At 72.6% G+C, this 22,794-nt stretch carries 18 protein-coding genes; 8 read left to right on the top strand and 10 right to left on the bottom strand.

Features of this window, described 5'->3' with window-relative positions:
* The first annotated feature begins 390 nt into the window (after positions 1 to 390).
* Positions 391 to 849 (top strand): hypothetical protein, encoded by a 459-nt coding sequence (locus ACFYR0_RS18165; protein WP_389328438.1) that lies wholly within the window; start codon positions 391 to 393, stop codon positions 847 to 849.
* 7 nt (positions 850 to 856) lie between these two features.
* On the opposite strand, the gene ACFYR0_RS18160 is transcribed toward ACFYR0_RS18165, so the two are convergent.
* Both ACFYR0_RS18160 and ACFYR0_RS18155 read right to left on the bottom strand, forming a co-directional pair.
* Positions 857 to 2,512: an FG-GAP repeat domain-containing protein gene (locus tag ACFYR0_RS18160; protein WP_389328435.1), complete on the bottom strand. Its 1,656-nt coding sequence runs from the start codon at positions 2,510 to 2,512 to the stop codon at positions 857 to 859.
* Positions 2,513 to 2,529: 17 nt separating this feature from the next.
* Complete coding sequence (locus ACFYR0_RS18155) at positions 2,530 to 4,185, bottom strand: alkaline phosphatase D family protein (protein WP_389328432.1); 1,656 nt, start codon at positions 4,183 to 4,185, stop codon at positions 2,530 to 2,532.
* 135 nt (positions 4,186 to 4,320) lie between these two features.
* Between ACFYR0_RS18155 and ACFYR0_RS18150 the strand changes: the two genes are divergently transcribed.
* Together ACFYR0_RS18150 and ACFYR0_RS18145 are read left to right on the top strand one after the other, a co-directional pair.
* Positions 4,321 to 5,073 (top strand): DUF4232 domain-containing protein, encoded by a 753-nt coding sequence (locus ACFYR0_RS18150; RefSeq protein ID WP_389328429.1) that lies wholly within the window; start codon positions 4,321 to 4,323, stop codon positions 5,071 to 5,073.
* Between the two features lie 315 nt (positions 5,074 to 5,388).
* Entirely contained in the window at positions 5,389 to 5,895 is a 507-nt protein-coding gene (locus ACFYR0_RS18145) for a glutathione peroxidase (protein ID WP_389328426.1), read from the top strand.
* A 207-nt stretch (positions 5,896 to 6,102) separates the two neighbouring features.
* Here ACFYR0_RS18145 and ACFYR0_RS18140 read toward each other — a convergent pair whose 3' ends face one another.
* The 3 genes from ACFYR0_RS18140 to ACFYR0_RS18130 all read right to left on the bottom strand — a co-directional run bounded on the left by ACFYR0_RS18140 (position 6,103) and on the right by ACFYR0_RS18130 (position 8,627).
* Positions 6,103 to 6,294, bottom strand: coding sequence for a DUF397 domain-containing protein (locus tag ACFYR0_RS18140; RefSeq protein WP_356688680.1), 192 nt, complete (start codon positions 6,292 to 6,294; stop codon positions 6,103 to 6,105).
* A 229-nt stretch (positions 6,295 to 6,523) separates the two neighbouring features.
* Positions 6,524 to 7,387 carry a helix-turn-helix domain-containing protein gene (locus ACFYR0_RS18135; RefSeq protein WP_389328423.1) on the bottom strand — a complete coding sequence of 288 codons (864 nt, stop codon included), beginning with the start codon at positions 7,385 to 7,387 and terminating at the stop codon, positions 6,524 to 6,526.
* Positions 7,388 to 7,874: 487 nt separating this feature from the next.
* Positions 7,875 to 8,627: a GPP34 family phosphoprotein gene (locus ACFYR0_RS18130; RefSeq protein WP_389328420.1), complete on the bottom strand. Its 753-nt coding sequence runs from the start codon at positions 8,625 to 8,627 to the stop codon at positions 7,875 to 7,877.
* 235 nt (positions 8,628 to 8,862) lie between these two features.
* Between ACFYR0_RS18130 and ACFYR0_RS18125 the strand changes: the two genes are divergently transcribed.
* Positions 8,863 to 11,217 carry a D-alanyl-D-alanine carboxypeptidase gene (locus ACFYR0_RS18125; RefSeq protein ID WP_389328417.1) on the top strand — a complete coding sequence of 785 codons (2,355 nt, stop codon included), beginning with the start codon at positions 8,863 to 8,865 and terminating at the stop codon, positions 11,215 to 11,217.
* Positions 11,218 to 11,388: 171 nt separating this feature from the next.
* The gene (locus tag ACFYR0_RS18120) at positions 11,389 to 13,212 is read left to right on the top strand and encodes an MFS transporter (protein ID WP_389328414.1); all 1,824 of its coding nucleotides are present in this window, start codon (positions 11,389 to 11,391) and stop codon (positions 13,210 to 13,212) included.
* A gap of 1 nt (position 13,213) precedes the next feature.
* Here the strand turns inward: ACFYR0_RS18120 and ACFYR0_RS18115 are convergent, their stop codons facing one another.
* Entirely contained in the window at positions 13,214 to 14,053 is an 840-nt protein-coding gene (locus ACFYR0_RS18115; RefSeq protein WP_389328411.1) for a hypothetical protein, read from the bottom strand.
* Between the two features lie 76 nt (positions 14,054 to 14,129).
* On the opposite strand from ACFYR0_RS18115, the gene ACFYR0_RS18110 reads away from it, so the two are divergent.
* Positions 14,130 to 14,915 carry an SDR family oxidoreductase gene (locus ACFYR0_RS18110; RefSeq protein WP_389328408.1) on the top strand — a complete coding sequence of 262 codons (786 nt, stop codon included), beginning with the start codon at positions 14,130 to 14,132 and terminating at the stop codon, positions 14,913 to 14,915.
* A 124-nt stretch (positions 14,916 to 15,039) separates the two neighbouring features.
* Complete coding sequence (locus ACFYR0_RS18105; RefSeq protein WP_389328404.1) at positions 15,040 to 16,590, top strand: sodium:solute symporter family protein; 1,551 nt, start codon at positions 15,040 to 15,042, stop codon at positions 16,588 to 16,590.
* Positions 16,591 to 16,623: 33 nt separating this feature from the next.
* Here the strand turns inward: ACFYR0_RS18105 and ACFYR0_RS18100 are convergent, their stop codons facing one another.
* Complete coding sequence (locus tag ACFYR0_RS18100) at positions 16,624 to 17,742, bottom strand: ADP-ribosylglycohydrolase family protein (protein ID WP_389328401.1); 1,119 nt, start codon at positions 17,740 to 17,742, stop codon at positions 16,624 to 16,626.
* 179 nt (positions 17,743 to 17,921) lie between these two features.
* Here ACFYR0_RS18100 and ACFYR0_RS18095 point away from each other — a divergent pair, with 179 nt between their 5' ends.
* Positions 17,922 to 18,515 carry a DUF2165 domain-containing protein gene (locus ACFYR0_RS18095; RefSeq protein ID WP_389328397.1) on the top strand — a complete coding sequence of 198 codons (594 nt, stop codon included), beginning with the start codon at positions 17,922 to 17,924 and terminating at the stop codon, positions 18,513 to 18,515.
* Here the strand turns inward: ACFYR0_RS18095 and ACFYR0_RS18090 are convergent.
* From ACFYR0_RS18090 to ACFYR0_RS18080, 3 genes are all read right to left on the bottom strand, one after another.
* Complete coding sequence (locus ACFYR0_RS18090; RefSeq protein ID WP_389328394.1) at positions 18,512 to 19,069, bottom strand: hypothetical protein; 558 nt, start codon at positions 19,067 to 19,069, stop codon at positions 18,512 to 18,514. The two genes, ACFYR0_RS18095 and ACFYR0_RS18090, sit on opposite strands and share 4 nt — an antisense overlap.
* 90 nt (positions 19,070 to 19,159) lie before the next feature.
* Positions 19,160 to 21,745, bottom strand: coding sequence for a bifunctional FO biosynthesis protein CofGH (locus ACFYR0_RS18085; protein WP_389328391.1), 2,586 nt, complete (start codon positions 21,743 to 21,745; stop codon positions 19,160 to 19,162).
* Between the two features lie 139 nt (positions 21,746 to 21,884).
* Positions 21,885 to 22,736: a TIGR03619 family F420-dependent LLM class oxidoreductase gene (locus ACFYR0_RS18080; protein WP_389328388.1), complete on the bottom strand. Its 852-nt coding sequence runs from the start codon at positions 22,734 to 22,736 to the stop codon at positions 21,885 to 21,887.
* Positions 22,737 to 22,794: the final 58 nt, after the last annotated feature.

The following is a 22,794-nucleotide window of genomic DNA, read 5'->3' as shown; positions in this document are numbered from 1 at the left end:
GTGCCGCCCGATGCTCTTGGTGTCGCACCGACCGGGGCCGGACCAACCGGCGGCGGGCGACGGACGACATCCATGCACTCATCCACGGGGGACAACCATGCCCGAGCCCACCCGCCCAGGCCCGCTCCTCCCGCCGGGACACCGGCGGCGGGGCGAGCCCGCGGCCGTCCGAGCGGGCGTGATCCGTCGGGCGTGACGGCAGGACCGTCACGGCCGTGCACACGCCCATCGGCCACATGACCAGGGCCGCCCTCCGCCACGGGGGTGGGGAGGGCGGCCCTCGACCACCGACAGCGCCGAACCGGCGCGGCTCCGCATCGCCCGGGGCACGCGCCGGCCGCTGCACCACTCCGACCCACTCAGACCACTCGAACCACGGAGAACACACACATGAGCAGCAAGACCCGCGCCGTGCTGACCGCCGGCTTCCTCGCCGTCGCCCTCGGCCTCGGCGCCACCGTCCAGGCCTCCGCCGGAGCCCCGCGCAGTGTCGGCGGCAAGCCGACGGACGACATCACGCGCATCGCCGACTTCTACGGCGCCTACACCGACGCGAGGTCCGACGAGGGCGGCGGCAGCCTGGCGAAGGCCCTGCGCGGCCACTACCTCACGCCGGCCCTCCAGAAGCAGCTGGCGGCCTGGGAGAACCGGGAGCACGCCGACGGCGTCCTGCGCGCCCAGAACGTCCCGCTCGCCTGGAAGGTCACCGACAACGGCACCGTCGGCAACCGCACCGAGGCCGTCGTCACCCTCACCTGGGGCAGCGGCACCACCAGCCTGGTCGTCGACATCGCCCGCGACAGCCACCGGATCTACCGCATCGCGGAGAAGGGCGCGGGCGCCAGGTAACGGTGCGTCAGAGCAGGTCCGCCCAGGCGTTCCAGCCCGAAGTCGCCTTGGTGACACGGGGCTTGAAGCCGCCCGTCCCCGTGCCCGCGTGGAAGTGCAGGGCGCCCGTGGAGGTCGTCGTCATCAGGTCGGCCTTGCCGTCGCCGTCGGCGTCGCCCGGGGAGAAGAGGGCGCGGTACTGCTGCCAGCCCGTGCCGATCCTCACCCGGGGCAGGAAGGGCGCCGAGGCCCTGCCCGTGCCCGTCAGGCGCCACAGGGAGCCCGAGGTGTCCCGGGCGAGGACGTCGGGGCGGCCGTCGCCGGTGTGGTCGCCGCCGGCGATCAGGGCGTCGTAGCCCTGCCAGCCGGTGGCCACCTGGACGCGGGCGGCGACCGAGGTGCCGGAGCCGTTGCCCGCGTTGAGATAGACGGTGCCGGTGGTGGTGACCGAGAGCAGGTCGCCCTTGCCGTCGCCGGTGAGGTCGCCGGGGCCGAGGATGCGGACGTACGACGTGGATCCCCCGGCGATCTCGGGGTCGGTCAGCGCGTAGTACGCCGGGTTGGTCAGACGGCCGGTGGCGGTGGAGTGGACGACCAGGTCGGCGAGGCCGTTCTCGCGCAGGGCGGAGGCGTAGGCCAGACGGGTCGTCGAGCGGGGCCAGGATCCGCCGATCTCCAGTCTGCTCGTCAGGGAGCCCGTGCCGGTGACCTCGTAGCTGTAGAGCGAGCCGGCGGAGGTGCGGGCCATGATGCCGAACTTGCCGAAGTGCGGGGTGTTGCCCGCGCCCGCGAACTGTGTGACCTTGCCCCAGCCCTTGCTGCGCGCCGAGCGCGTGCCGAGGGTGCCCCTGCCGTCGCCGGCGTGGAACCACAGGCCGCCGGAGAAGTCGCGGGCCAGCAGGTCGGTCGTGCCGTCGCCGTCCCAGTCGCCGCCGCCGATGAGCTGGTTGTACGAGGCCCAGTCGCTCCTCGGGTCCTGGACACGGGCGGCGAAGGTGCCGGGGCCGCGGCCCGGGTAGCGGTAGAGGATCCCGGCGGGGGTGCGGGCGAGGACGTCGCCGACACCGTCGCCGTCGAGGTCGCCCGCACCGGTCAGCTGGTCGAACTGCTGCCAGCCGGTGCCCGCCTTCACCCTGGCGCCGAAGGTGCCCTTGCCGTCCCCCGGGTGGAACCACAGCGCGCCGGAGAAGTCCCGGGTGAGCAGGTCGGCCCTGCCGTCGCGGTTCATGTCGCCGGGGGCGAGGACCTTGTTGTAGATCTGCCAGCCGGTGGCGGCCGTACGGTACGAGCCGAGGCCACCGGGTGTCCTCGCGTAGACGCCTGTGTGCAGCCGCAGGACGCCGCCCGGGCTCAGGGTCAGGACGTCCTGGACGCCGTCCGAGTCCAGGTCGCCGGGCGTCAGGACGTCCTTGACCCTGGACACGTCCGAGTCCAGGGCCATCGTCTCGGGCGCGGACGTGCCGGTGTTCACGTACAACTGGCCCGCCACGTTCCGGTAGACCAGGTCCGTGGTGCCGTCGGCGTCGAAGTCGCCGCGCGTCGGGGCCTTCGCGTCGGCGTCCCCGGGCAGCGCGACGAAGACGCCGGCCGCGAGGACCGCGGCCGTGGCGGCCAGCACGGGCAGCGAGCGGGGCCGCCGGTGTCCCCGGCCTGCGCCGGACCGCCGGGATCGGGTGGTGAACACGTTCTCTCCCGGTGGGATCAGGGGGTGGCCGTCGTGGTCTCGGGGGACGTCTGCGCGCCGGTGCCCGCCGACGCCTCCACCCCGGTCTGCCGCACGCCCGGTACCCCGTCGTCCACGCGGAACGTCGCCGCCGTGGCCGTCGTGCCGTTCCTCGTCAGCACCGTGGAGATCGCGCGCAGTTGGGCGTCGATGCCGTCGGGGGCGATGTCCAGGAGGAGGTAGCCGCGGCGCGCGTCGATCATCTTCCAGTGCGGGTTGTCGGCCAGCTTGGGCGCCCATTCGGCGGCGAAGGCCTGGAGGTCCTCGTCGCCGTTGCTGGAGATGGAGGTGCCGACGAACTCGGCGCCGACGACCGGGGACGCCGGGTCGGCGTAGTCCGGCTTGAGATCGCTGACGATGGTGCGGTGGCGGTCGCCGGACAGGACGACCGGATTGCGCAACGACCGGAACTCCCGCAGCAGGGAGGCGCGTTCCTGCTGGTAGCCGTCCCAGGCGTCGTACGACCACTCCTTGCCCGTACCGGCCAGGAAGTCGGTCTCGGCCATCATCACCTGGGAGGCGACGAGGTTCCAGGTGGTGCCGGGCTCGGCCATGCCCGTGAGCAGCCAGTCGCGCTGGGCGTCGCCCATGATGACGCGGTCCGACGCGGCCGCGGCCTCGGCGGTGGCCGCCTGGTCGTCGCGGTACTGGCGGGTGTCCAGGACGTGCAGCCGGGCCAGGGCGCCGAAGTCGAGTCTGCGGTACATCAGGGCGTCCGGGCCGCTGGGCTTCTGCCGGGCGCGGACCGGCATGTGCTCGTAGAACGCCTGGAAGGCGGCCGAGCGGCGGGCGAGGAAGGTGTCGCGGGGCCAGGCGACCGGGTCGCCCGCCACGGCTCCGGCCCAGTCCTGGTCCACCTCGTGGTCGTCGAACACGACGACGAAGGGCGCGGCGGCGCGCATCGCCTGCAGGTCGGGGTCGGTGTTGTACTGCTCGTGCCGGGCGCGGTACTGGGCGAGCGTGACGGGCGCGCCCCCGCCCTCGTGGCGGCGTACGCGGTACGAGTAGGCGGAGCTCTCGTAGATGTAGTCGCCGACGAACAGCACCAGGTCGGGGCGCTGTTCCCTCATGTCGCGGTACGGGGTGAACCAGCCGTGCTGCCAGTTCTGGCAGGAGGCGAGGGCGATGCGCAGGCGCTCGGGGGTGCTCCCGGCGGCCGGGGCGGTACGGGTCCTGCCCGTGCCGGAGGTGCGGCCGAGGGCCTTGAAGCGGTACCAGTAGTCCGTCGCCGGGGTCAGGCCGGTGACGTCGACGTGGACGCTGTGGCCGAGGGTGGCGCTCGCCGTCGCCGTGCCGCTCCTGACGATGCTCGTGAAGGCGCTGTCCGCCGCGAGTTCCCAGGTCACCGGCACCGTGGGGGCGAGGATGCCGGATCCGCCCTGCTGGGCGGGGGTCAGTCTGGTCCAGATCACGATCGCGTTCGGGAGCGGGTCGCCGGAGGCCACGCCGAGCTTGAAGACCGTGCCGCTCACGTTCGCGCCGGGGGCCGCCGGGGCCGTCGGGCCGCCGACGGAGGCCGAGGCGTCGCCGGTCAGGTACTGTCCGGCGGCCAGTGCGCCCGCGGCGCCCAGCGTCGCGGCGCCCGCGCCCAGGAAACGCCTGCGGCGTATGCCGTCCGAACTGCTCGGGTCCACAGCGCGTGCCCTTCCCCCGGAGGCGGTGCGCTGGGCAGCGCCGGTGAACTGATCGGCGGGATTCTAATACCCTCGCCGGTGAGGAACGCGGACCCCCGACCGCCCGCGCGGACACCGAAGGAGACGGCAGGAGCCATGCGCCGACCCACGCTCTCCCTCGTCGCGGCCGCCCTGCTGCTGGCCGGGGCGACGGCCTGCTCCTCGTCGTCGGACTCCGGCGACGGTCCCGGCGGCGCCGGGACCGGGGCGAACGCGTCCCGCGCGGACGGGAACGGCGGCGCGGCGTCCGGCTCCGAGGACCCGAACGGCCCGAACGGGGAGGACGGTCGGAACGGCCCGGACGACCCCGACGGCCAGAGCGGCCAGAGCGGCCGGAGCGGCCGGAGCGGCGAGGACGGCGCCAGCGGCGGGAGCCCGGGTGGCGGTGGCCCCTCCTCGCCGCCCCCCGGCGTCCTCTACGGCGCCGACCGGCTCCCCACCCCCGCCGCCGACCGCTGCCGTACGAAGGACCTGTCGGCCGTGGCCCGCAGCACCGGGCAGGGCCGCGCCTCGGTCGTGCTGACCAACGAGGGCGACGGCTCCTGCACCCTGCGCGGCTTCCCCTCGCTGCTCTTCGTGGGCGAGGCCGGTCGCGCCGAACTGCCGGTGGACTGGGACGGTTCGGCGGCGAACGCCGAGGAGGTCACCCTGACCCCGGGCGACTCCGCGTCCGCCGGGCTCACCTTCGTGGGGCTGGACGAGTGCGAGCCGGTCGGCGCCCTGGACGTCGTACCGCCCGGCGAGTCACGGCCGCTGACGCCCGGTTTCACGACGGCGGGCGGAGCGCGGGCGGAGGTACGGATCTGCGACACCGGGGTGAAGGTGACGGCGTTCGCGCCCGCGCCGTGAGCCCGGCCCCGGGCTTCCCCGAGCCGTAAGCCCCGGTCCCGGACATCCCCGCGCCATGAGCCCCGGCCCTGGGCCGGGCGGCCCGCCTCCCGCATCCGGGCGTACGCGACCACGCGGCGTACAGGGCCGACAGCTCCAGCCGGCCGCGCTCCTGGCGCGCGTGGTGCAGGACGACAAGGTGCCCGAGGTCTTCCTCGGCCCCCAGCCCTGGCAGGGTCGCCGTACTCGCCCCGCCGGGGCCGTCATGGCCGTCACGCGGTGGAGCCGTACCGGTACGGTCCGCGCCCCGGAGATGCGTGGCGTTAGCATCCGCCCATGACTACTGAACTGAACGGCACCTCCCCCCTCGGCGTCTCGATCGACGCCCTCACCGGCGGCTCCGCGGACCTGGCCTCCTACGCGGGCCGGGCCGTACTGGTCGTGAACGTGGCCTCGAAGTGCGGGCTGACGCCGCAGTACAGCGGCCTGGAGCGGCTCCAGGAGCGGTTCGCCGAGAAGGGGTTCACGGTGCTCGGTGTGCCGTGCAACCAGTTCCTCGGGCAGGAGCCGGGGTCGGCCGAGGAGATCGCGGAGTTCTGCTCGGCGACGTACGGGGTGAGTTTCCCGATGACCGAGAAGGTCGAGGTGAACGGGGAGGGGCGGCACGCGCTGTACGAGCGGCTGGTCGGCTTCGCGGACGCCGAGGGGCACAGCGGGGACGTCCGCTGGAACTTCGAGAAGTTCCTGATCGGCCGGGACGGGCAGGTCGTCGGGCGTTTCTCGCCGCAGACCGAGCCGGAGTCGGCGGAGCTGGTGGCGGCCGTCGAGAAGGCGGTCGGCTGACCCTCCCGCCGGTTGTTGACCTTGCCCCTGGGGCAAGGGGGAGCGTCGGAGTCGCCGTACGGGCCCGGCGCCGGGCGGAGGCGTTCCGCGCGGCGCCGGGCACAAGCCGAGCCCCCTCGGCAAGGACGGCGAGCTGGTCGAGAGGGCTCCTGAGGTGAGGCTTGTCGAGTTGTCGTGATCGGCGGAGGATCAGGAAGACCCTCCGTTTCAGGCCTTGACCGACGTCACGAACGCCTGCCACGCGCCGGTCGGGAAGGCGAGGGTCGGGCCGTCGGTGACCTTGGAGTCACGCACCGACAGTGCGGCCGGGACAGGGGACTTGACCTCGACGCACGCGCCGTTGCCCTGGGAGTAGGACGACTTGACCCACGTGTCCGTCGCACCCTGCTTGATCGCCATTTTCGCTCCAGTAGCCAGTTGCTTGCTGAGTTGCTGAGTTGCTGTGTTTGCGCCAACCCGTGTGCTCGATTGGCGTGATCGACGCTACTCGCCAACTCAGCCGCCTGGAGGAACCGTTCACCCGACCGGATGACATATTCCAGAGGGACTTCCCTCAAGGTCGTCTAACGGTGTACCTTTCGGCGCCTCTGCTCCGGTACGGCCTCGGCAACCGCTTCCGGGGCGGCCCTCAGTTCTCGCGGGCGTAGTCCTTGGCCGCCTTGGAGATGAACTCCCGGGTCTGCTCGACGTTCAGCGCCTGGGCCCTCAAGTGCTCGTACATCACGCTGTACTTGGACACGTCCTGGGCCTTCTCCAGGTACAGGTCGCTGGTCACGCCCTCGATGTAGACCACGGTGGAGTCGGCGGCGTCGGGGAACTCCAGGATCGCGTACTGGCCGCTGACGCCCGGGTGGGCGCCCATGGAGAACGGGATCACCTGCACGGTGACGTGGGGCAGTTGGGCCATCTCCAGCAGATGTTCCAGCTGCTCGATCATCACCTGGCGGTTGCCGACCTCGCGCCGCAGCGCGGCCTCGTCGACCACGGCCCACAGGCGGAGCGGGTTGTCGGCGGCGGAAATACGTTCCTGCCTGCGCATGCGGACCTGTACGCGCTTGTCGATGTCGGCCTGCGCGGCCTCCGGCAGGGCGCCCGCGATCAGCGCCTCGGCGTAGCCGCGGGTCTGCAGCAGGCCCGGCACGACCTGCGGGTCGTACACCCGCAGACTGGCCGCGTCGGTCTCCAGGCCGATGTACACGCTGTACGGCACATCGCCGAAGGCGTGCCACCAGCCCTGCTGGCGGGAGTCCTTGGCCATCTGCATCAGCGAGTCGACGACGCGCTGGTCCTCCACCTCGTAGACCCCGCACAGGTCGCGGACGTCACGCTGGCTGATACTGCGCCGGCCGTTCTCCAGGCGGCTGATCTTCGACTGCGACACCAGCAGCCGTTCGGCCACCTCCTCCGCGGTCATGCCCTTGAGTTCACGGAGCCGGCGCAGCTCCTGGCCCAGCCGGCGCCGTCTGACGGTGGGATTGACATTGGACGCCACGGGACGTGCACCTCCGGCTACTGCCTGTACCTGACACTTTGCGTATCTGCTGTTGAGCAGACTGCCACCAAGGTGCTTCCTACCGCTGGCAAACGGGGGATATGCGCGAGTGCACGACGCTGAACGCGCGAAGCCTCGATCCGGACACGCGGCCCGCCCCTTCCGGGCACGGACGGGGTCCGGATCCGGCCGGGGGAACGAGACTCGCCCGGACAGGAGGTGGGGGTCGGCGCGTCACAGAGGGCGCCGCTAAGGGCGTCGTGAGAGGGGCCCGGACTCGGCCGGGTGCCGGCCGGCACGGGGCCGGGCGCGGGCGCGTGACGGGTCGCCCGAGGGTCGTCGGGGCGCGGGCCGGGGTGGGGCCGGCGGGCGCGAACCGGGTGCGGACGAGCGGAGCGGGTGACCTGGTGGGTCGTCCCGCTCCGCTCGTCGCGGCGGCTCCCGGTGACGGGTTCGGGGGGTCGTGCGGCGGTGCCGGGCCCTCGGCTCAGTGGACTCCGGCGCGTGCCATGGGACTGCGGTGCGGCTGCACCGGAACACCGCGAGCGGGTTCCGCTGCCGGCCTGCCCGGGGCGGCCTGGCGGCCGGCCGGGGCCGGGCTGCGGCGCGGCTGGACCGCGACGCCGTTCTGGACGTCCATGACCGCGTGCGCCACGAGACCGCCCATGGGGTCGTGCCTGATCAGATCCCGCAGCCGGGAGCGCGAGGAGCGGCCCTCGTTGCCCGGGTACAGGTGCTTGCCGAGTCCGACCGCGTGGGCCAGGGCGGCGAGCGCCGCGGTCCGCGGGTCCGGCGGTACGCCGGTGCGGATCGCGGAGTCCAGCCGGGCCCTGATCTCCCGGCTGATCGCCGTGTCCGTCGCCTGGTAGCGAGTCGTCGGCAGCACTCCGCACATCTGGCCCGCCACGGCATGCACCATGCCGCACCGCTCCAGATGCGAGAGGTAGGTCTGGCGTAGCCCGAGACGCGGCCCGCCGATCCAGTGGACGGCCCGAACCGGAGCGCCGCGCCTTCGCAGCAGCTCCAACGCGCAGTCCAGTGTCGGATCTCCAGTCGGCCGTGGGGACACCACGGCGATACGATCCCCGTCTGGGGCTATCCGTCCGGCCAGCGCCAGCTCCACTAGCTGTGCTCCGGCCAGACCGAGGTCGAGCGACTGCGGCTGTGCAGTGGTACCCGTGGCCGGGTCCAGTGCCAGCAGCAGAAGCTCCTCCGGAATTGTTCTGCGGCTCCTGCCCATCCATGCCTCCCCGCGTGGATGAATGACAGGGTGACCCCTCTCACATTGGTCTGTCGAGGGTGCGTGACCTGTTTGTAGTGGAACCGGCAGGTATGTCGTTCTCGTCTATCACGTCGGTCAGGGCCACACACAGGACACTGGTACATGGTTCGGACACTGCCATGGACACGGGTCCGGGCGGCGGTTCAGGGTTCGGTTAGGCGCGCGGAGTGCGTGCGGCACGGAGGAGGCATCGGTGGCGGGCGAGTCCCCCGACAGGTCGAAGCAGCGCGAGTCGTCGGCAGAACCGACGCCGGGAACCGCGGCCCCGGTTCCCGAGGCCCGCGATCCACGACTCGCCGTGGCCCGCGAGTCCGGCACGACGCCCCCGGCGCCCGTGAAGGACACGGCCACGCAGGTCCTCTCCCTCCCGAAGCCGCCCTCCTCCGAACCCGAGGACGAGACCGAGCCCGAGGAGCCCGAGGAGGACGCCCGCCTGCGCGCCGCTGTCGCCGCCTGGGTCACGAAGGGCGCCCAGGCCTCCGAGGAGCCCTCCGAAGCGCCTGAGGACCGGTCCGAGGCGCCCTCCGAGGCTCCGGAGGAGCCCGCCGAGGACTCCGTCGAGGAGGAGACCGGGGACGCGGCTGAGGACGCGGCCACGGACGAAGCCGCGGAGCCCGTCGAGGACGGGGACGCGAGCGAGGACGAAGACGCGACCGCGACCGCCGAGCTTCCCGCCGACGAGCCCGAAGCGGCGGAGCCGGCCGACGCGGCGTCCGAGGAGCCGTCCGGCGAGGACATCACGGACGACGGCGACGAGGACGACGGCGACGAGGACACCGAGTCCGGGGAGCCGCGCGCGGACGAGGCGGACGGGACCGAGGCCGACACCGAGGACGAGGCCGAGGCCGCCGACGAGCCGGAAGCCCCGGCTGCCACCGCCGAGGACGACGAGTACGACGAGGACGACGACCGCGACGAGCACGCCCCCGCCGGCGAAACCCCCGCCCCGGCCTCCGAGGACGTCGAGGACGAGGACCAGCAGGACCAGGACGAAGACCGGGACGAGGACCAGGACGCGGACGACGAGCCCGAAGCCGCGACCCCGGCCCCGGCTCCCGCCCCTGCCCCCGCTGCCACCCCCGCCTCCCGGAAGCCCGCCCCCTCCGACGGCGCCGAAGCCACCCGCGAGAAGCCGGCCGAGCCCCAGCCGGCCCCCGTCGACCAGCCCACCAGCGTCTTCCGCCGGCTCGGCGACGTCCCCGACCAGCCGACCACCATGCTCAAGCTCGGCGCCGCCGAGCGCACCACCCGGCAGCCGCTTCCGCCGAAGCCCCCGCTGGACCTCCTCGCGGAGCTGACCAACACCCCGCCGCCCCCGCAGACGCCCCTGCGCCAGGCGGCCCGGCGGGTCAAGATCTGGACCCCGCTGGTCCTGCTCCTCCTGATCGCGTTTGCGGTCGCACAGTCTCTGCGTCCGCTCCCCGCCCCGGAGCTGACGCTGACCGCGAAGGACAGCTACACCTTCGACGGCGACCTCCAGGGCATCCCGTGGCCGCAGGAGGGCCAGGCGGCGCTCGACGTGCAGGGCATCGGCTCCTTCGGCTCCTCCGGTGAGCAGAAGCCCGTCCCGATCGCGAGTGTCGCCAAGGTCATGACGGCGTACGTGATCCTGCGCGACCACCCGCTCGAGAGCGGCGCCGAGGGTCCGAAGATCCCGATCGACCAGACCGCCCAGGACCAGTCCAAGGCCGGCCAGGAGTCGACCGTCGACGTGACGGCCGGCGACTCGATCTCCCAGCGCGAGGCCCTGGAGAGCATCCTCATCGCCTCCGCCAACAACGTCGCCCGGCTGCTCGCCCGCTGGGACGCCGGCTCGGAGAAGGCGTTCGTGGAGAAGATGAACGCCGCCGCCGCGGACCTCGGCATGACGAACACCACGTACACCGACCCCTCGGGCCTGAACGACACCACCGTCTCCACCGCCGTGGACCAGGTGAAGCTCGGCAAGGCCGCGATGAAGGAGCCCGCGTTCCGCGAGGTCGCGGCGATGATGGAGTACACCGACTACAAGGGCACCAAGCACCCCAACTGGAACCAGCTGGTCGGCAAGAACGACGTCGTCGGCATCAAGACCGGCACCACCACCTCCGCCCTGGGCAACCTGCTCTTCGCGGCGAAGAAGGAGATCGACGGGGAGACCCGCACGATCGTCGGCGCCGTCGTGCGCCAGCCGCCGGGCGGCTTCGACAACACCATCCTCCAGGGCGCCCTGTCGGCGAGCGACGAGCTCATCCGGGCCGCGCAGGACCGCCTCCGGTCGGCGAAGATCCTGAAGAAGGGCGACGTCGTCGGCTATGTCGACGACGGTCTCGGCGGCCGTACCCCGGTCGTGGCGACCAAGGACGTGACCGCGGTCGGCTGGGCCGGCCTGAAGGTGGAGCTGAAGTTCACCGCCGACGAGCTGCCCCACGCGGCGAAGGCCGGCACCCAGGTCGGCACCCTCACCGTCGGCGACGGCGGCACCGCGGGCGCGGTCAAGGTGCCGGTCGCGCTGCAGAGCGATCTGGCCGAACCGGGCTGGACGGACAAGCTGACGCGTATCGCCTGACCGGCGAAAGCACCGCGGCCCGCCACGGACCCCGCCCGGGTTTCCGTCGGCGGGCCGCGTGCTAGCGTCACGAAACGGGACAAGGCCGCCGCACGTGGGAACACGGCCGTGAAGTCTGCGGGAACGGAACGCGGCCGACAGCAGAAGACGGGACACGGGGAGTGCCTACAGGTGGCCACTGCGGAGCCGACACGCGCCGACGACACCGGTCCGGGCCCGGACGCCGGCCCGCGAATACCGCTGTCCCCGTCCGAGGACGAATCCCGGTCCCGCAGAGCCGTGGAGAGGGTCCGCGAGGTCTTCCTGCGCCATCCCGTCCTCGCCTTCACCGCCCTGTCCGGCATCCTGCACATCGTCTGGTTCTTCACGTTCGCCAACAGTGGCGGTGATCTGGCCGCGCAGGACGCCTGGGCCGAGTTCGTCGGCCGCCACCCCGACTCGGCGTACAACCTCGCCTGGTACGGGGGCATGCACCCGGTGTCGTACAGCGTGGTGTCGCCGTATCTGATGTCGGTCCTCGGTGTCCGGACGACGATGATGATCGCCGGGACCGTGTCCGCGGGGCTGCTGACGCTGGTGCTGATGCGCAGCCGGTCCGTGCGCAATCCGCTGTGGGCCTCGCTCGCGGGTGTGTTCGCCTTTCTGTGCAACGCGGTCTCGGGCCGGGTGACCTTCGGCCTGGGCACGATGTTCGCGCTCGGCGCGGTCGCGGTCGTGTTCTGCTGGCCGTACAAGTGGCGCTACAAACGGTGGGCGAAGGCGCTGTGCGCGGCACCGCTGGCGGCGCTCGCGACGATGTCCTCGCCGGTCGCGGGGCTGTTCGTGGGGCTGATCGCGGTCGCGATGTTCTTCCAGAAGCGGCTGCCGGGCGCCTGGGCGCTGGGCCTCGGGCCGACCGCGGTGGTGGCGGTGTCCGCGTGGGCGTTCCCGTTCTCCGGCACCCAGCCGATGTCCTTCGCCTCCGCGAGCCTGCCGCTGGTGTACGCGGTCGTCGTCTTCGCGGTCGTGCCGCGGACCTGGACGACCGTGCGGATCACGGCCGCGGTGTACGGGCTGTCGGTGCTGCTGGTGTGGCTGATCAGCTCGCAGATCGGCTCGAACATCACACGGCTGCCGATGCTGTTCGCGGGGGTGGCGCTGGTGGCCGCGCTGCCGTTCACCCAGCCGCGCTCGCGCAAGTGGTACACGATCGTGGTCGCCTCGGTGGGGTTCGCCGGCTGGATCGGCTTCAAGTCGGTCGACGACGTCGTGCACACCACACCGACCGCGTCCTGGGCGCGTGAGCTCGCGCCGCTGGTCAACGAGCTGCAGGAGGTCGGCGCCGAGCAGGGCCGGGTGGAGGTCGTGCCCGCCCGCTCGCACCGCGAGGCCTCCGCGCTGGCGCCGTACGTGAACCTGGCCCGCGGCTGGAACCGCCAGGCCGACATGGAGCGCAACCCGCTCTTCTACGACGACACCCTGAACTCGGCGAACTACCACGAGTGGCTGCGCCGCTGGGCCGTGCACTTCGTGGTGCTGCCCAAGGACGACCCGGACGGCGCGGGCGCCGAGCGGGAGCGGGAGCTGGTGCAGCGCGGGCTGCCGTATCTGCGGCAGGTGTGGGGCGACGCCAACTGGCAGCTGTTCGCCGTGACCGACCCGGTCCCCCTCGCCGACCCGCCGGCCACGGTCGAGCGGGCCGAGCAGGGCGAGATGACCCTGACGGTCTCCGAGCCGGGCCGGGTGCTGATCCGGGTGCCGTACTCGCCCTGGCTGAAGCTGGTCGACGCCGACGGCAAGGGCGTCGAGCCGCCGCGGGAGACCGAGGCCTCCGAGAACCGGACCGAGGGCACCCCGAAGACGTACGAGAACCTCAACGGCTGTCTGACGGAGACCGAGGAGGACGCGCTCGGCGACAGGTGGACCGAGCTGCTGGCGCCCCGCGCGGGCACCTACCGCCTCGCCTCCCCCTACGACCTGCCGCGCGGCACGCCCTGCCCGGAGGAACTGCGCTGACTCACCGGAGCTCGTTCACATGGGTGTCGGTGCCCGGCACGGTCGGCACGAACGGGGCGATCAGCTCGACGCGGCCGAGCCCTGAGGCGGCGACGGTCTCGTCGAGCCCGGTGAAGTGCCGCTCCCAGCAGTCGCGGGGGTCGGCCTGGAGGAACCACAGCAGGGTCAGCCGGGTACCGACGCCCTCGACCTGCTTGACGTAGGTCATCCGGTCGCCGGGCAGCGGGGTCGGGCGGAAGACGGTGACCAGGGCGGCGGGTGAGCCCGCGAGCCGCTCGGGAAGGTGGCGGCCGGCCAGCCACCGCAGCAGCTCGGGGCGGGCGTCCTCCGACTCGGCGTCGATCACCTGGAGGACCAGGCCCGCGTAGGGGTGGTCGAGGGCGTGGACGTCGCGGGGGCCGGCGGCGCCGTCGCGGTAGACCGTGCGCTCGTGGTCCTGGAACGCGGTGAACACATGGGTGCGGTCGCGGTAGACGCGCGCGTCGCGGTTCAGGCGCCGGTTGATCGCGACGGTCCAGCGCATGTGGTCGTCGTAGCGGCCCGCGGTGATCCAGTAGGTGGAGAGGTAGCAGCCCGCCGACACCGGCTGGGCGACGGCCGACTTCTCCGGGTAGCGCAGCAGCCGGAGGTCCCGGGTCGCCACCCAGCGGCGGCCCGCGTACATCCACGGCATGGCCATGGCCCCGGCGTAGTAGTGGTCGTCCTCGTACCAGCGGTTGTAGGCGTACTCGTGGCCCGGGTGCGGCTCGACCATGGTGATCAGGGCGTGGCCGGGGCGGACGCCGTAGGGGCCGGTGGAGGCCAGTTCGGCGTAGAGATCGCTGCGGGTGTCGTCGCTCATGCCCGTTCCCCTTTCCTTCGGTCGCCCATACTCTGACGGACCGTCAGATGATGCGCCAGAGCGAGGGAGGCCTCTCATGTCGCTGCTCACGGGCAGGACCGTCGTCGTCTCGGGGGTCGGTGCCGGGCTCGGCCACCGGGTCGTGGCGGCGGTGGTGCGGGACGGCGGGAACGCCGTGCTGGGGGCGCGGACGGAGGCGAACCTGGCGGTCTGCGCGGCCGACGTCGACCCCGGCGGGGCGCGCACGGCGTACCGGGCGACGGACATCACCGACGAGGGGCAGTGCGAGGCGCTGGCCGAGCTGGCGCGGGAGCGGTTCGGGCGGATCGACGCGGTGGTCCATGTGGCCGCCTGGGACGGGTACTTCGGCGGACTCGCGGACGCGGACTTCACGACCTGGCAGAAGGTGATCGACGTCAATCTGCTGGGGACGCTGCGGATGACCCGGGCCTGTCTGCCGCTGCTGCGGGAGCGCGGCGGGTCGGTGGTGATCATCGGGACGCAGTCGGCGGTGGCCGCGCCCTCGCAGGTGCGGCAGGCGGCGTACGCGGCCTCGAAGGGGGCGCTGACCGGTGCGATGTACTCGCTGGCGCGGGAGCTGGGGCCGGACCGCATCCGGGTCAACACCGTGCTGCCGGGCTGGATGTGGGGCCCGCCGGTGCAGGCGTACGTACGGTTCGCGGCGCACTCGGAGAAGGTGCCGGAGTCCGAGGTGCTGCGGCGGCTGACGGAGCGGATGGCACTGCCCGCACTGGCGACGGACGGGGATGTGGCCGACGCGGTGGCGTTCCTGGCGTCGGACAGGGCCCGGGCGATCACCGGACAGTCGTTGCTGGTCAACGCCGGTGAGCTGATGCGATGAGTTCATGTCCGTGAACCAAGGCCATCATCTCGAATGATTTTACCTCCCTTTGACCTCACGCTCACTTGTCGTGCTCATGCGACAGCGCCCACGATGAGCGCCGGTCGACCCTGGGAGGACGCATATGAACGGTCTCGACTGGGCCGTGCTCATCGGCTATTTCGGCGTGATGGTGGCGATCGGCGTCTGGTCGCACAAGCGCGTGGACAACGTGAGCGACTTCTTCACGGCCGGCGGGAAGATGCCGTGGTGGCTCTCGGGCATCTCGCACCACATGTCCGGCTACAGCGCGGTGATGTTCACCGGCTACGCCGGCATCGCCTACACCTACGGCGTCACGTCCTTCGTGACCTGGTCGTTCCCCATCGCCCTGGGCATCGCCGTCGGCTCGAAGCTGTTCGCGCCGCGGATCAACCGGCTGCGCTCACGGCTCCATGTGGCCTCCCCGCTGGAGTATCTGAAGAACCGCTACGACCTGCGCACCCAGCAGGCGCTCGCCTGGTCGGGCATGCTGCTGAAGATCGTGGACGTCGGCGCCAAGTGGGCGGCGATCGCCACCCTGTTGTCCGTCTTCACCGGCGTCTCCCTGAACCAGGGCATCCTCATCACCGGCGTCGTCACCGGCGTCTACTGCACGATCGGCGGTCTGTGGGCCGACGCGCTCACCGAGCTGGGCCAGTTCGTCATCCAGCTGCTGGCCGGCATCGCGATGTTCGTCGCGGTGGTCATGGAACTGGACGACAAGGGCATCGGGTTCTTCGGCGCCTGGGACGAACCCGCCCTGAAGGGCCACGGCGAACCGCTGGTCGGGCCGTACGGGACCGTCTTCCTGCTCGCGTTCCTCTTCATCAAGCTGTTCGAGTACAACGGCGGCATGCTCAACCAGGCCCAGCGCTACATGGCGACCCCGTCGCCGCGCGAGGCCGAGCGCTCGGCGCGGCTGTCGGCGGTGCTGTGGCTGGTGTGGCCGCTGGTGCTGTTCTTCCCGATGTGGATGTCGCCGCTGCTGGTCGAGGCGCAGAAGCCGGACGGCTCGGACTCCTACGGCCTGATGACCGAACAGCTCCTGCCGCACGGGCTGCTGGGCCTGGTGATCGTCGGCTTCTTCTCCCACACCATGGCGATGTGCTCCTCCGACGCCAACGCCATCGCCGCGGTGTTCACCCGGGACGTGGCGCCGGTGCTGTCCGCGAAGGCGCGTTCCTGGAACGAGCGCAGCGGGCTGATCGCCGCGCGGCTGACGACGGTGGTGTTCCTCGCGCTGTCCATGGCGGTGGCGACCCAGGTCAACTCCCCCACGTTCAAGGACATCATCACCGTCGTGATCAAGTGGGTGGCCGGTCTCATGGGCCCGATCGCGATCCCGATGATGCTGGGTCTGCTGCGGCCCTTCCGCCGCTCGGGCCCGACCGCGGCCCTGACCAGCTGGGCGATGGGCCTGCTGGCGTTCTGGCTGGTCAACTACCCGGTCAGCTGGAACGTCGACGGCGGGGTGCCGCTCCAGTACCAGGTGTCCGTACCGCTCGCCGTCTCCCTGGTGCTCTACGTGCTGATCGGTTTCCTGAAGCCCGAGGACACCCCGGAGCGGCTGGAGGTCATCGAGCGCGTCAACACGGACGGCGACGCGACGGCCGCGGTCCCCGCCCAGGCGGGCGGGGAGCGGGTCAGGGACTGAACGCCGCCGGGCGCCGGGCGCCCGCGACACGTCTCAGGGCGTCCGGGGGTATCTCGCCAGCCAGCCCGGGGACGATCCGGCCGGGCCGTGCAGGGCGGGCCCCTGGGTCATCTCCATCGCGAAGTCGTCCGCCAGTTCCAGGATCGTGGGGCGGCCCTCCAGCTCGGCCAGCCAGGCCGGGGGGAGGGCCGTCTCGCCGTGCAGGGCGCCGAGGAGACCGCCGGTGAGACAGGCCGCGGCGGCGGACGGGCCGCTCTGGTTGGCGGCCAGCCGCAGTCCGTGCCGGACGTCCTCGGCGACCAGGGCGCAGTACACGGCCGCCGACAGCACCTGTTCCGCGGTCCCGGCGGCGGACAGTTCCTCCACCCGGGACGGGTCGGGGACGCCCTGGCGGACCGCGCCGAGCGCGCGCTGCAGGGCCTCGGTCACCGGTTCGTGGCCGGGCCGCGCCGCGAGCAGCCCCATCGCGCGCTGGACCGCGCCGTCCAGATGCTCCCCGCGGGCCAGCCCGTGCACGATCACGGCGTAGCCGCCCGCGGTGAGACAGGCCGCCGGGTGCCCGTGGGTCTGGGCCGCGCACTCCAGCGCGAGCTGCGCCACGAGCTGCGGCTCCCAGCCGACCAGCAGGCCGAACGCGGCGGAGCGGGCCGCCGGTTCGGGGCCCGGCTCGCCGGGGTTCTTGGGTGCGTCCGGGGTGCCCATGATCTCGTCGCCGAGGCCCAGCAGCAGCGGGCGGGCGGGGGCGCGGCGGGCGTACAGCCACTCCTCGCGGGCCAGCCAGCCGTCGTCCTTGCGGCGCTCGTCGGGGCCCCAGTCGCGCTGGGTGGCGGCCCAGCGCAGATACGCCCGGTGCACATCGGTCGGCGGGTGCCAGGCCCCGCTGTCCCGGCGGACCTGGGCGCGGATCAGCCCGTCGACCGTGAACAGCCCGAGCTGGGTGAGATGCGTGACCGCGCCCCGCCGCCCGTACGCGGGAGCCAGGTCGACGAGTCCCTCGGCCCCGTGCTCCTCCCGGATCGCGTCCAGGCCGAGTCCGTCCACGGCGGCCCCGAGCGCGTCCCCCACAGCGGCCCCGAGCAGGGTGCCCCGCACCCTGCTCCGGAAGTCCTGCTGCTCGACCCGCCCCCACACGGGCCCGGTCGTCGCACCCACATAGACCTCCCCAGGGCACCGTCCGCATGTACGACAGGCTCTGCACTGTAATCGACCGGGAACGGTCGGCTCGGCGCGTGAATCGGTCGATTACGGACAGACCGCGAAGTTCCCGGCCCGCCTCCCGTCCCGGCACCCGTCAAGCCCGGCCCCGATCACCATCGGGGAAGATTGCTGTCATGTCCATAAACAAATCCCCCCACCGTCCCGTACTCCCCCTGGCCGCGGGGCTGTTGACCGCGACGGCCGCTCTCTACATCGCTCTCGTGGCGTTCGGGAACATCACCGACTTCGGGTCCAACCGGCAGTTCGTGCGGCATGTGCTGGCGATGGACAGCACCTTCGGGGACGAGGACCTGATGTGGCGGGCCGTCACCAGCACGGCGCTCCAGGACGCGGCCTATGTGGCGATCATCGTCTGGGAGACGGTGGCGGCGCTGGTGCTGGCCGCCGGTACCTGGCTGTGGGCGCGCGGGCGGCCCGGGGCGGCCCGGCGGGTGTCGACGTACGGGCTGCTGATGCTGATGCTGCTGTTCGGGGCCGGGTTCGTCGGGATCGGCGGCGAGTGGTTCGCGATGTGGCAGTCGGAGGACTGGAACGGGCTGGACGCGGCGACCCGGGTGTTCCTGATGAGCGGCGTGATCCTGATCGTGGTCCAGCTGCCGTTCCGGGAGGGGGAACGGGAGCCGTCGCCGGAGCACCAGCGGGAGCACCAGCAGCAGGAGCAGCAGGAGCAGCAGGAGCAGCAGGAGCAGCAGGAGCAGCAGGGCTAGGCGACCACGCGGACCGGCGTGCCCTCCGTCGCGAACGCCCAGAGGGCGGTGCCCGCCTCCTTGGTCATGCGGATGCCGCCGGTCCGCCGGCCCTGGGCGGGCGGCGGGGAGGAGCCGTCGAGGGCGTTGGAGAAGCCTATGTTCACGCCCGACTGAAGGGTGAAGTACACGATGTGCTCGATCTTCACGCCGTCGGAGCCGGTGGTGGCGTCCGTGCGCGTGCCGACCGTGTAGCCGCCCGGCTCCGGGGCGACCGTGCCCGGCCAGACCGGGAAGGTGCGGCGCACGGCGTCACTGGCGTCGACCAGCCAGACCCGGCGCTCGCCGAGCGAGTAGACGACACGGCGGCCGGTGCCCGATTCGGCCGGGGCGGCGGGCGGCGCCGCCTCGGTCGGCTTCGGCTTCGGGCTCGCCGAGGCCGACACGCTCGGCCGGGCCGCCGTCGGCTCCGGGTGCGCGCCCCGGTCGGCCTGCACGGCGAGGACGGCGACGGCGACGACGGCGCCCGCGGTCAGACCGGTGACCCAGGCCCACGAGGGCAGTCGGGCAGACACGGACGCTTCTCCTCAGTCGCTCGGGCAGCCCACCGCGGCCACCAGGGTCGGATCATCGTACTGCCAGCCTCAGGGCGGGCCCGACGGCGCTCAGTCGAGCACCGGCAGCAGCTCCGGCAGGTGGCCGTCGGAGGCCGCCGCGGCCCGCTGCCGCTCCTCGGGGACCTCGCCGTACAGCGTGGTGCGCGGGCGCGCCGGGCGGCCCGCGGCCTCCGCGACCGCGACCAGGTCCCTGACCGACTTGTAGGAGCCGTAGGAGGAGCCCGCCATGCGGGAGATCGTCTCCTCCATGAGGGTGCCGCCCAGGTCGTTCGCCCCGGAGCGCAGCATCTCGGCCGCGCCCTCGGTGCCGAGCTTCACCCAGCTCGTCTGGATGTTGGGGATGTGCGGGTGCAGCAGGAGACGGGCCATCGCGGTGACCGCGCGGTTGTCCCGGATCGTGGGGCCCGGGCGGGCGATCCCGGCCAGGTACACGGGCGCGTTCGTGTGGATGAACGGCAGTGTCACGAACTCCGTGAAGCCGCCCGTCTCGCGCTGGATCGAGGCCAGGGTGCGCAGATGGCCGAGCCAGTGGCGCGGCTGGTCGACATGGCCGTACATCATCGTCGAGGACGAGCGGATGCCCAGCTCGTGCGCGGTGGTGATCACCTCGATCCAGGTGGCCGCGGGCAGTTTGCCCTTGGTGAGCACCCAGCGCACCTCGTCGTCCAGGATCTCCGCGGCCGTGCCCGGCACCGAGTCCAGGCCGGCCTCCTTGGCGGCGGTCAGCCACTCGCGGACCGACAGACCGGTCCGGGTCGCGCCGTTGACGACCTCCATCGGGGAGAAGGCGTGCACATGCATGCCCGGCACCCGCTCCTTCACCGCCCTGGCGATGTCGAAGTACGCCGTGCCCGGCAGGTCCGGGTGGATGCCGCCCTGCATGCACACCTCGACCGCGCCCACGTCCCACGCCTGCCGGGCGCGGTCGGCGACCTGTTCCAGGGAGAGGGTGTAGGCGTCGGCGTCGGTGCGGCGCTGCGCGAACGCGCAGAAGCGGCAGCCGGTGTAGCAGACGTTGGTGAAGTTGATGTTCCGCGTGACGATGTAGGTCACGTCGTCGCCGACGGCCGCCCGGCGCACGTCGTCGGCGATCCGGCACAGCGCGTCCAGCGCGGGCCCGTCCGCGTGCAGCAGGGCGAGGGCCTCGGCGTCGGTCAGCCGCGTCGGATCGTCCGCGGCCGTGCCCAGCGCCTGCCGTACGTCCGTGTCGATGCGCTCCGGGACCATGCCGGGGGCGGCGGCCTCGCGCAGGGCGTCCCAGTCGCCGTACACCGCGTCGAAGTCCTCGCGGCGGTCGCCGCTGCGGCCCTCGCTGTCGATGGTGGTGTGCAGATCCGTGCGCCCAGAGGAGGTGAAGGCCTCCTCCGGCTCCTGCCACGGCAGACCGCCCGGCAGCGCCCCTTCGCGGGCCAGCCCGGTCTCCGGGTCGGCGAGGGCGGCCACGTGCGGGCGCAGCCGCGGGTCCAGCCAGGGCTCGCCGCGGCGGACGAACTCCGGGTAGACGCAGAGGCGTTCGCGCAGCTCGAAGCCTGCGGCCCGGGAGCGTTCGGCGAGGTCCTCGATCTGCGGCCAGGGGCGCTCGGGGTTGACGTGGTCGATGGTCAGCGGGGACACGCCGCCCCAGTCGTCGATGCCGGCCGCGATCAGCCGCTCGTACTCGCCGGCCACGAGGTTGGGCGGGGCCTGGAGGCAGGCGGAGGGGCCCAGGACGAGCCGGGCGACGGCCACCGCGGCGACCAGTTCGTCGAGTTCGGCGTCGGGCATGCCGCGCATGGCCGTGTCCGGCTTGGCGCGGAAGTTCTGGATGATCAGTTCCTGGATGCCGTGGTAGGCGCGGGCGACCTTCCGCAGCGCGAAGAGGGACTCGGCGCGCTCCTCGTAGGTCTCGCCGATGCCGAGGAGGATGCCGGAGGTGAAGGGCACGGAGGAGCGGCCGGCGTCCTGGAGCACCCGCAGCCGTACCGCGGGCTCCTTGTCCGGGGAGCCGTGGTGGGGGCCGCCGGGCTCCGACCACAGCCGGGTCGCGGTGGTCTCCAGCATCATGCCCATGGAGGGCGCGACCGGCTTCAGCCGCTGGAAGTCCGTCCAGGACATCACCCCGGGGTTGAGGTGGGGCAGCAGGCCCGTCTCCTCCAGGATGCGCACCGAGATCGCGCGGACGTAGGCGATGGTGTCGTCGTAGCCGTGCGCGTCGAGCCACTCGCGCGCCTCGGGCCAGCGGTCCTCCGGCTTGTCGCCGAGGGTGACGAGGGCTTCCTTGCAGCCGAGGGCGGCGCCCTTGCGGGCGATGTCCAGCACCTCGTCGGGCGACATGAACATCCCGTGCCCGGCGCGGCGCAGCTTGCCGGGGACGGTGACGAACGTGCAGTAGTGGCACTTGTCCCGGCACAGCCGGGTCAGCGGTATGAAGACGCTCTTGGAGTACGTGATGACGCCCGGCCGTCCGGCGGCCTCGAGGCCCGCGTCCCGTACCCGGGCGGCGGACGCGGAGAGGTCCCGAAGCGCCTCGCCGCGGGCCTGGAGCAGCACGGCCGCCTCGGTGACGTCCAGGGCGACACCGTCCCGGGCGCGTTTGAGGGCGCGACGCAGGGAGTTCTCGGTCGGGCCGGTTCCGGAGGTCGCGGATGTGGTCATTCTCGAAGCATACGGTCGGGCCGACCGGTGCCGGCCGGCGCTTCACGGGGGCGCGCGCCGGACGGGGGACCGCGCCGGACGGGGGACCGCCCCTCGCGGGCCCCCGCACCGGCACTCCGTCCGTGTCCACTGCCCTGCTCTACCCGGCCAGGAAGGGCGCGAGCGCGTCCAGCGCGCCGAGCACCTCCGCCTCGCCCGCGGGCGGCAGTTGCACCACGGTCTCCTCGATGCCGAGGTCGGCGTAGTGGGCGAGCTTGCCCGGGGTGGGGTGGACGGCGTACGGGACGATCCGGAGGGCGTCCGGGTCGCGTCCGGCGTCGGCCCAGCGGGCGCGCAGCACCGGCAGGGCCCCGGACAGTCCGCGGCCGCCGATGGGCAGCCAGCCGTCGGCGTACTCGCAGATGTGGGTGAACAGCTTGGGCCCGGCGGCCCCGCCGACCAGGGTGCGGGGGCCGGTCACCGGGCCGCGCGGCTTCCGGGCGGGCTTGGGGTGGGCGTGGCTGGGCCGCACCCCGCCGAACTCGCCCTCGTAGCCGGTGGGTTCCTCCGTCCACAGCGCCTGCATCAGCCGCATCCGGTCCCGGACCAGTTCTCGGCGGTCGCGCCACTTCACGCCGTGGTCGGCGGCCTCCTCCACGTTCCAGCCGAAGCCGATCCCGAGGGTGAGACGGCCGCCGGACAGATGGTCCAGCGTGGCGGCCTGCTTGGCCAGGGCGATCGGGTCGTGCTGGGCGACCAGTGTGATGCCGGTGCCGAGCCCTAGCCGCTCGGTGACGGCCGCGGCCTGGCCGAGCGCGACGAAGGGGTCGAACGTGCGGCCGTACTCGCGCGGGAGTTCGCCGCCGGCGGGGTACGGGGTCGTCCGCTCGACCGGGATGTGGGTGTGCTCGGGCAGGTACAGCCCGGCGAAGCCCCGTTGTTCCAGCTCACGGGCGAGCCGTACGGGGGTGATCGTCTCGTCGGTGAGGAAGATGGTGACGGCGATACGCATGACCCATCTCTACCGTTCGGCGGTTCATCTGTCCATACCGACCAGTCGGCATCACTCT

The sequence above is a fragment of the Streptomyces sp. NPDC005017 genome (genome assembly GCF_042873115.1).
Taxonomy (GTDB): Bacteria; Actinomycetota; Actinomycetes; order Streptomycetales; family Streptomycetaceae; genus Streptomyces.
Note: the sequence above shows the minus strand (reverse complement) of the source record. Positions and strands in the feature narration are given on the sequence as shown.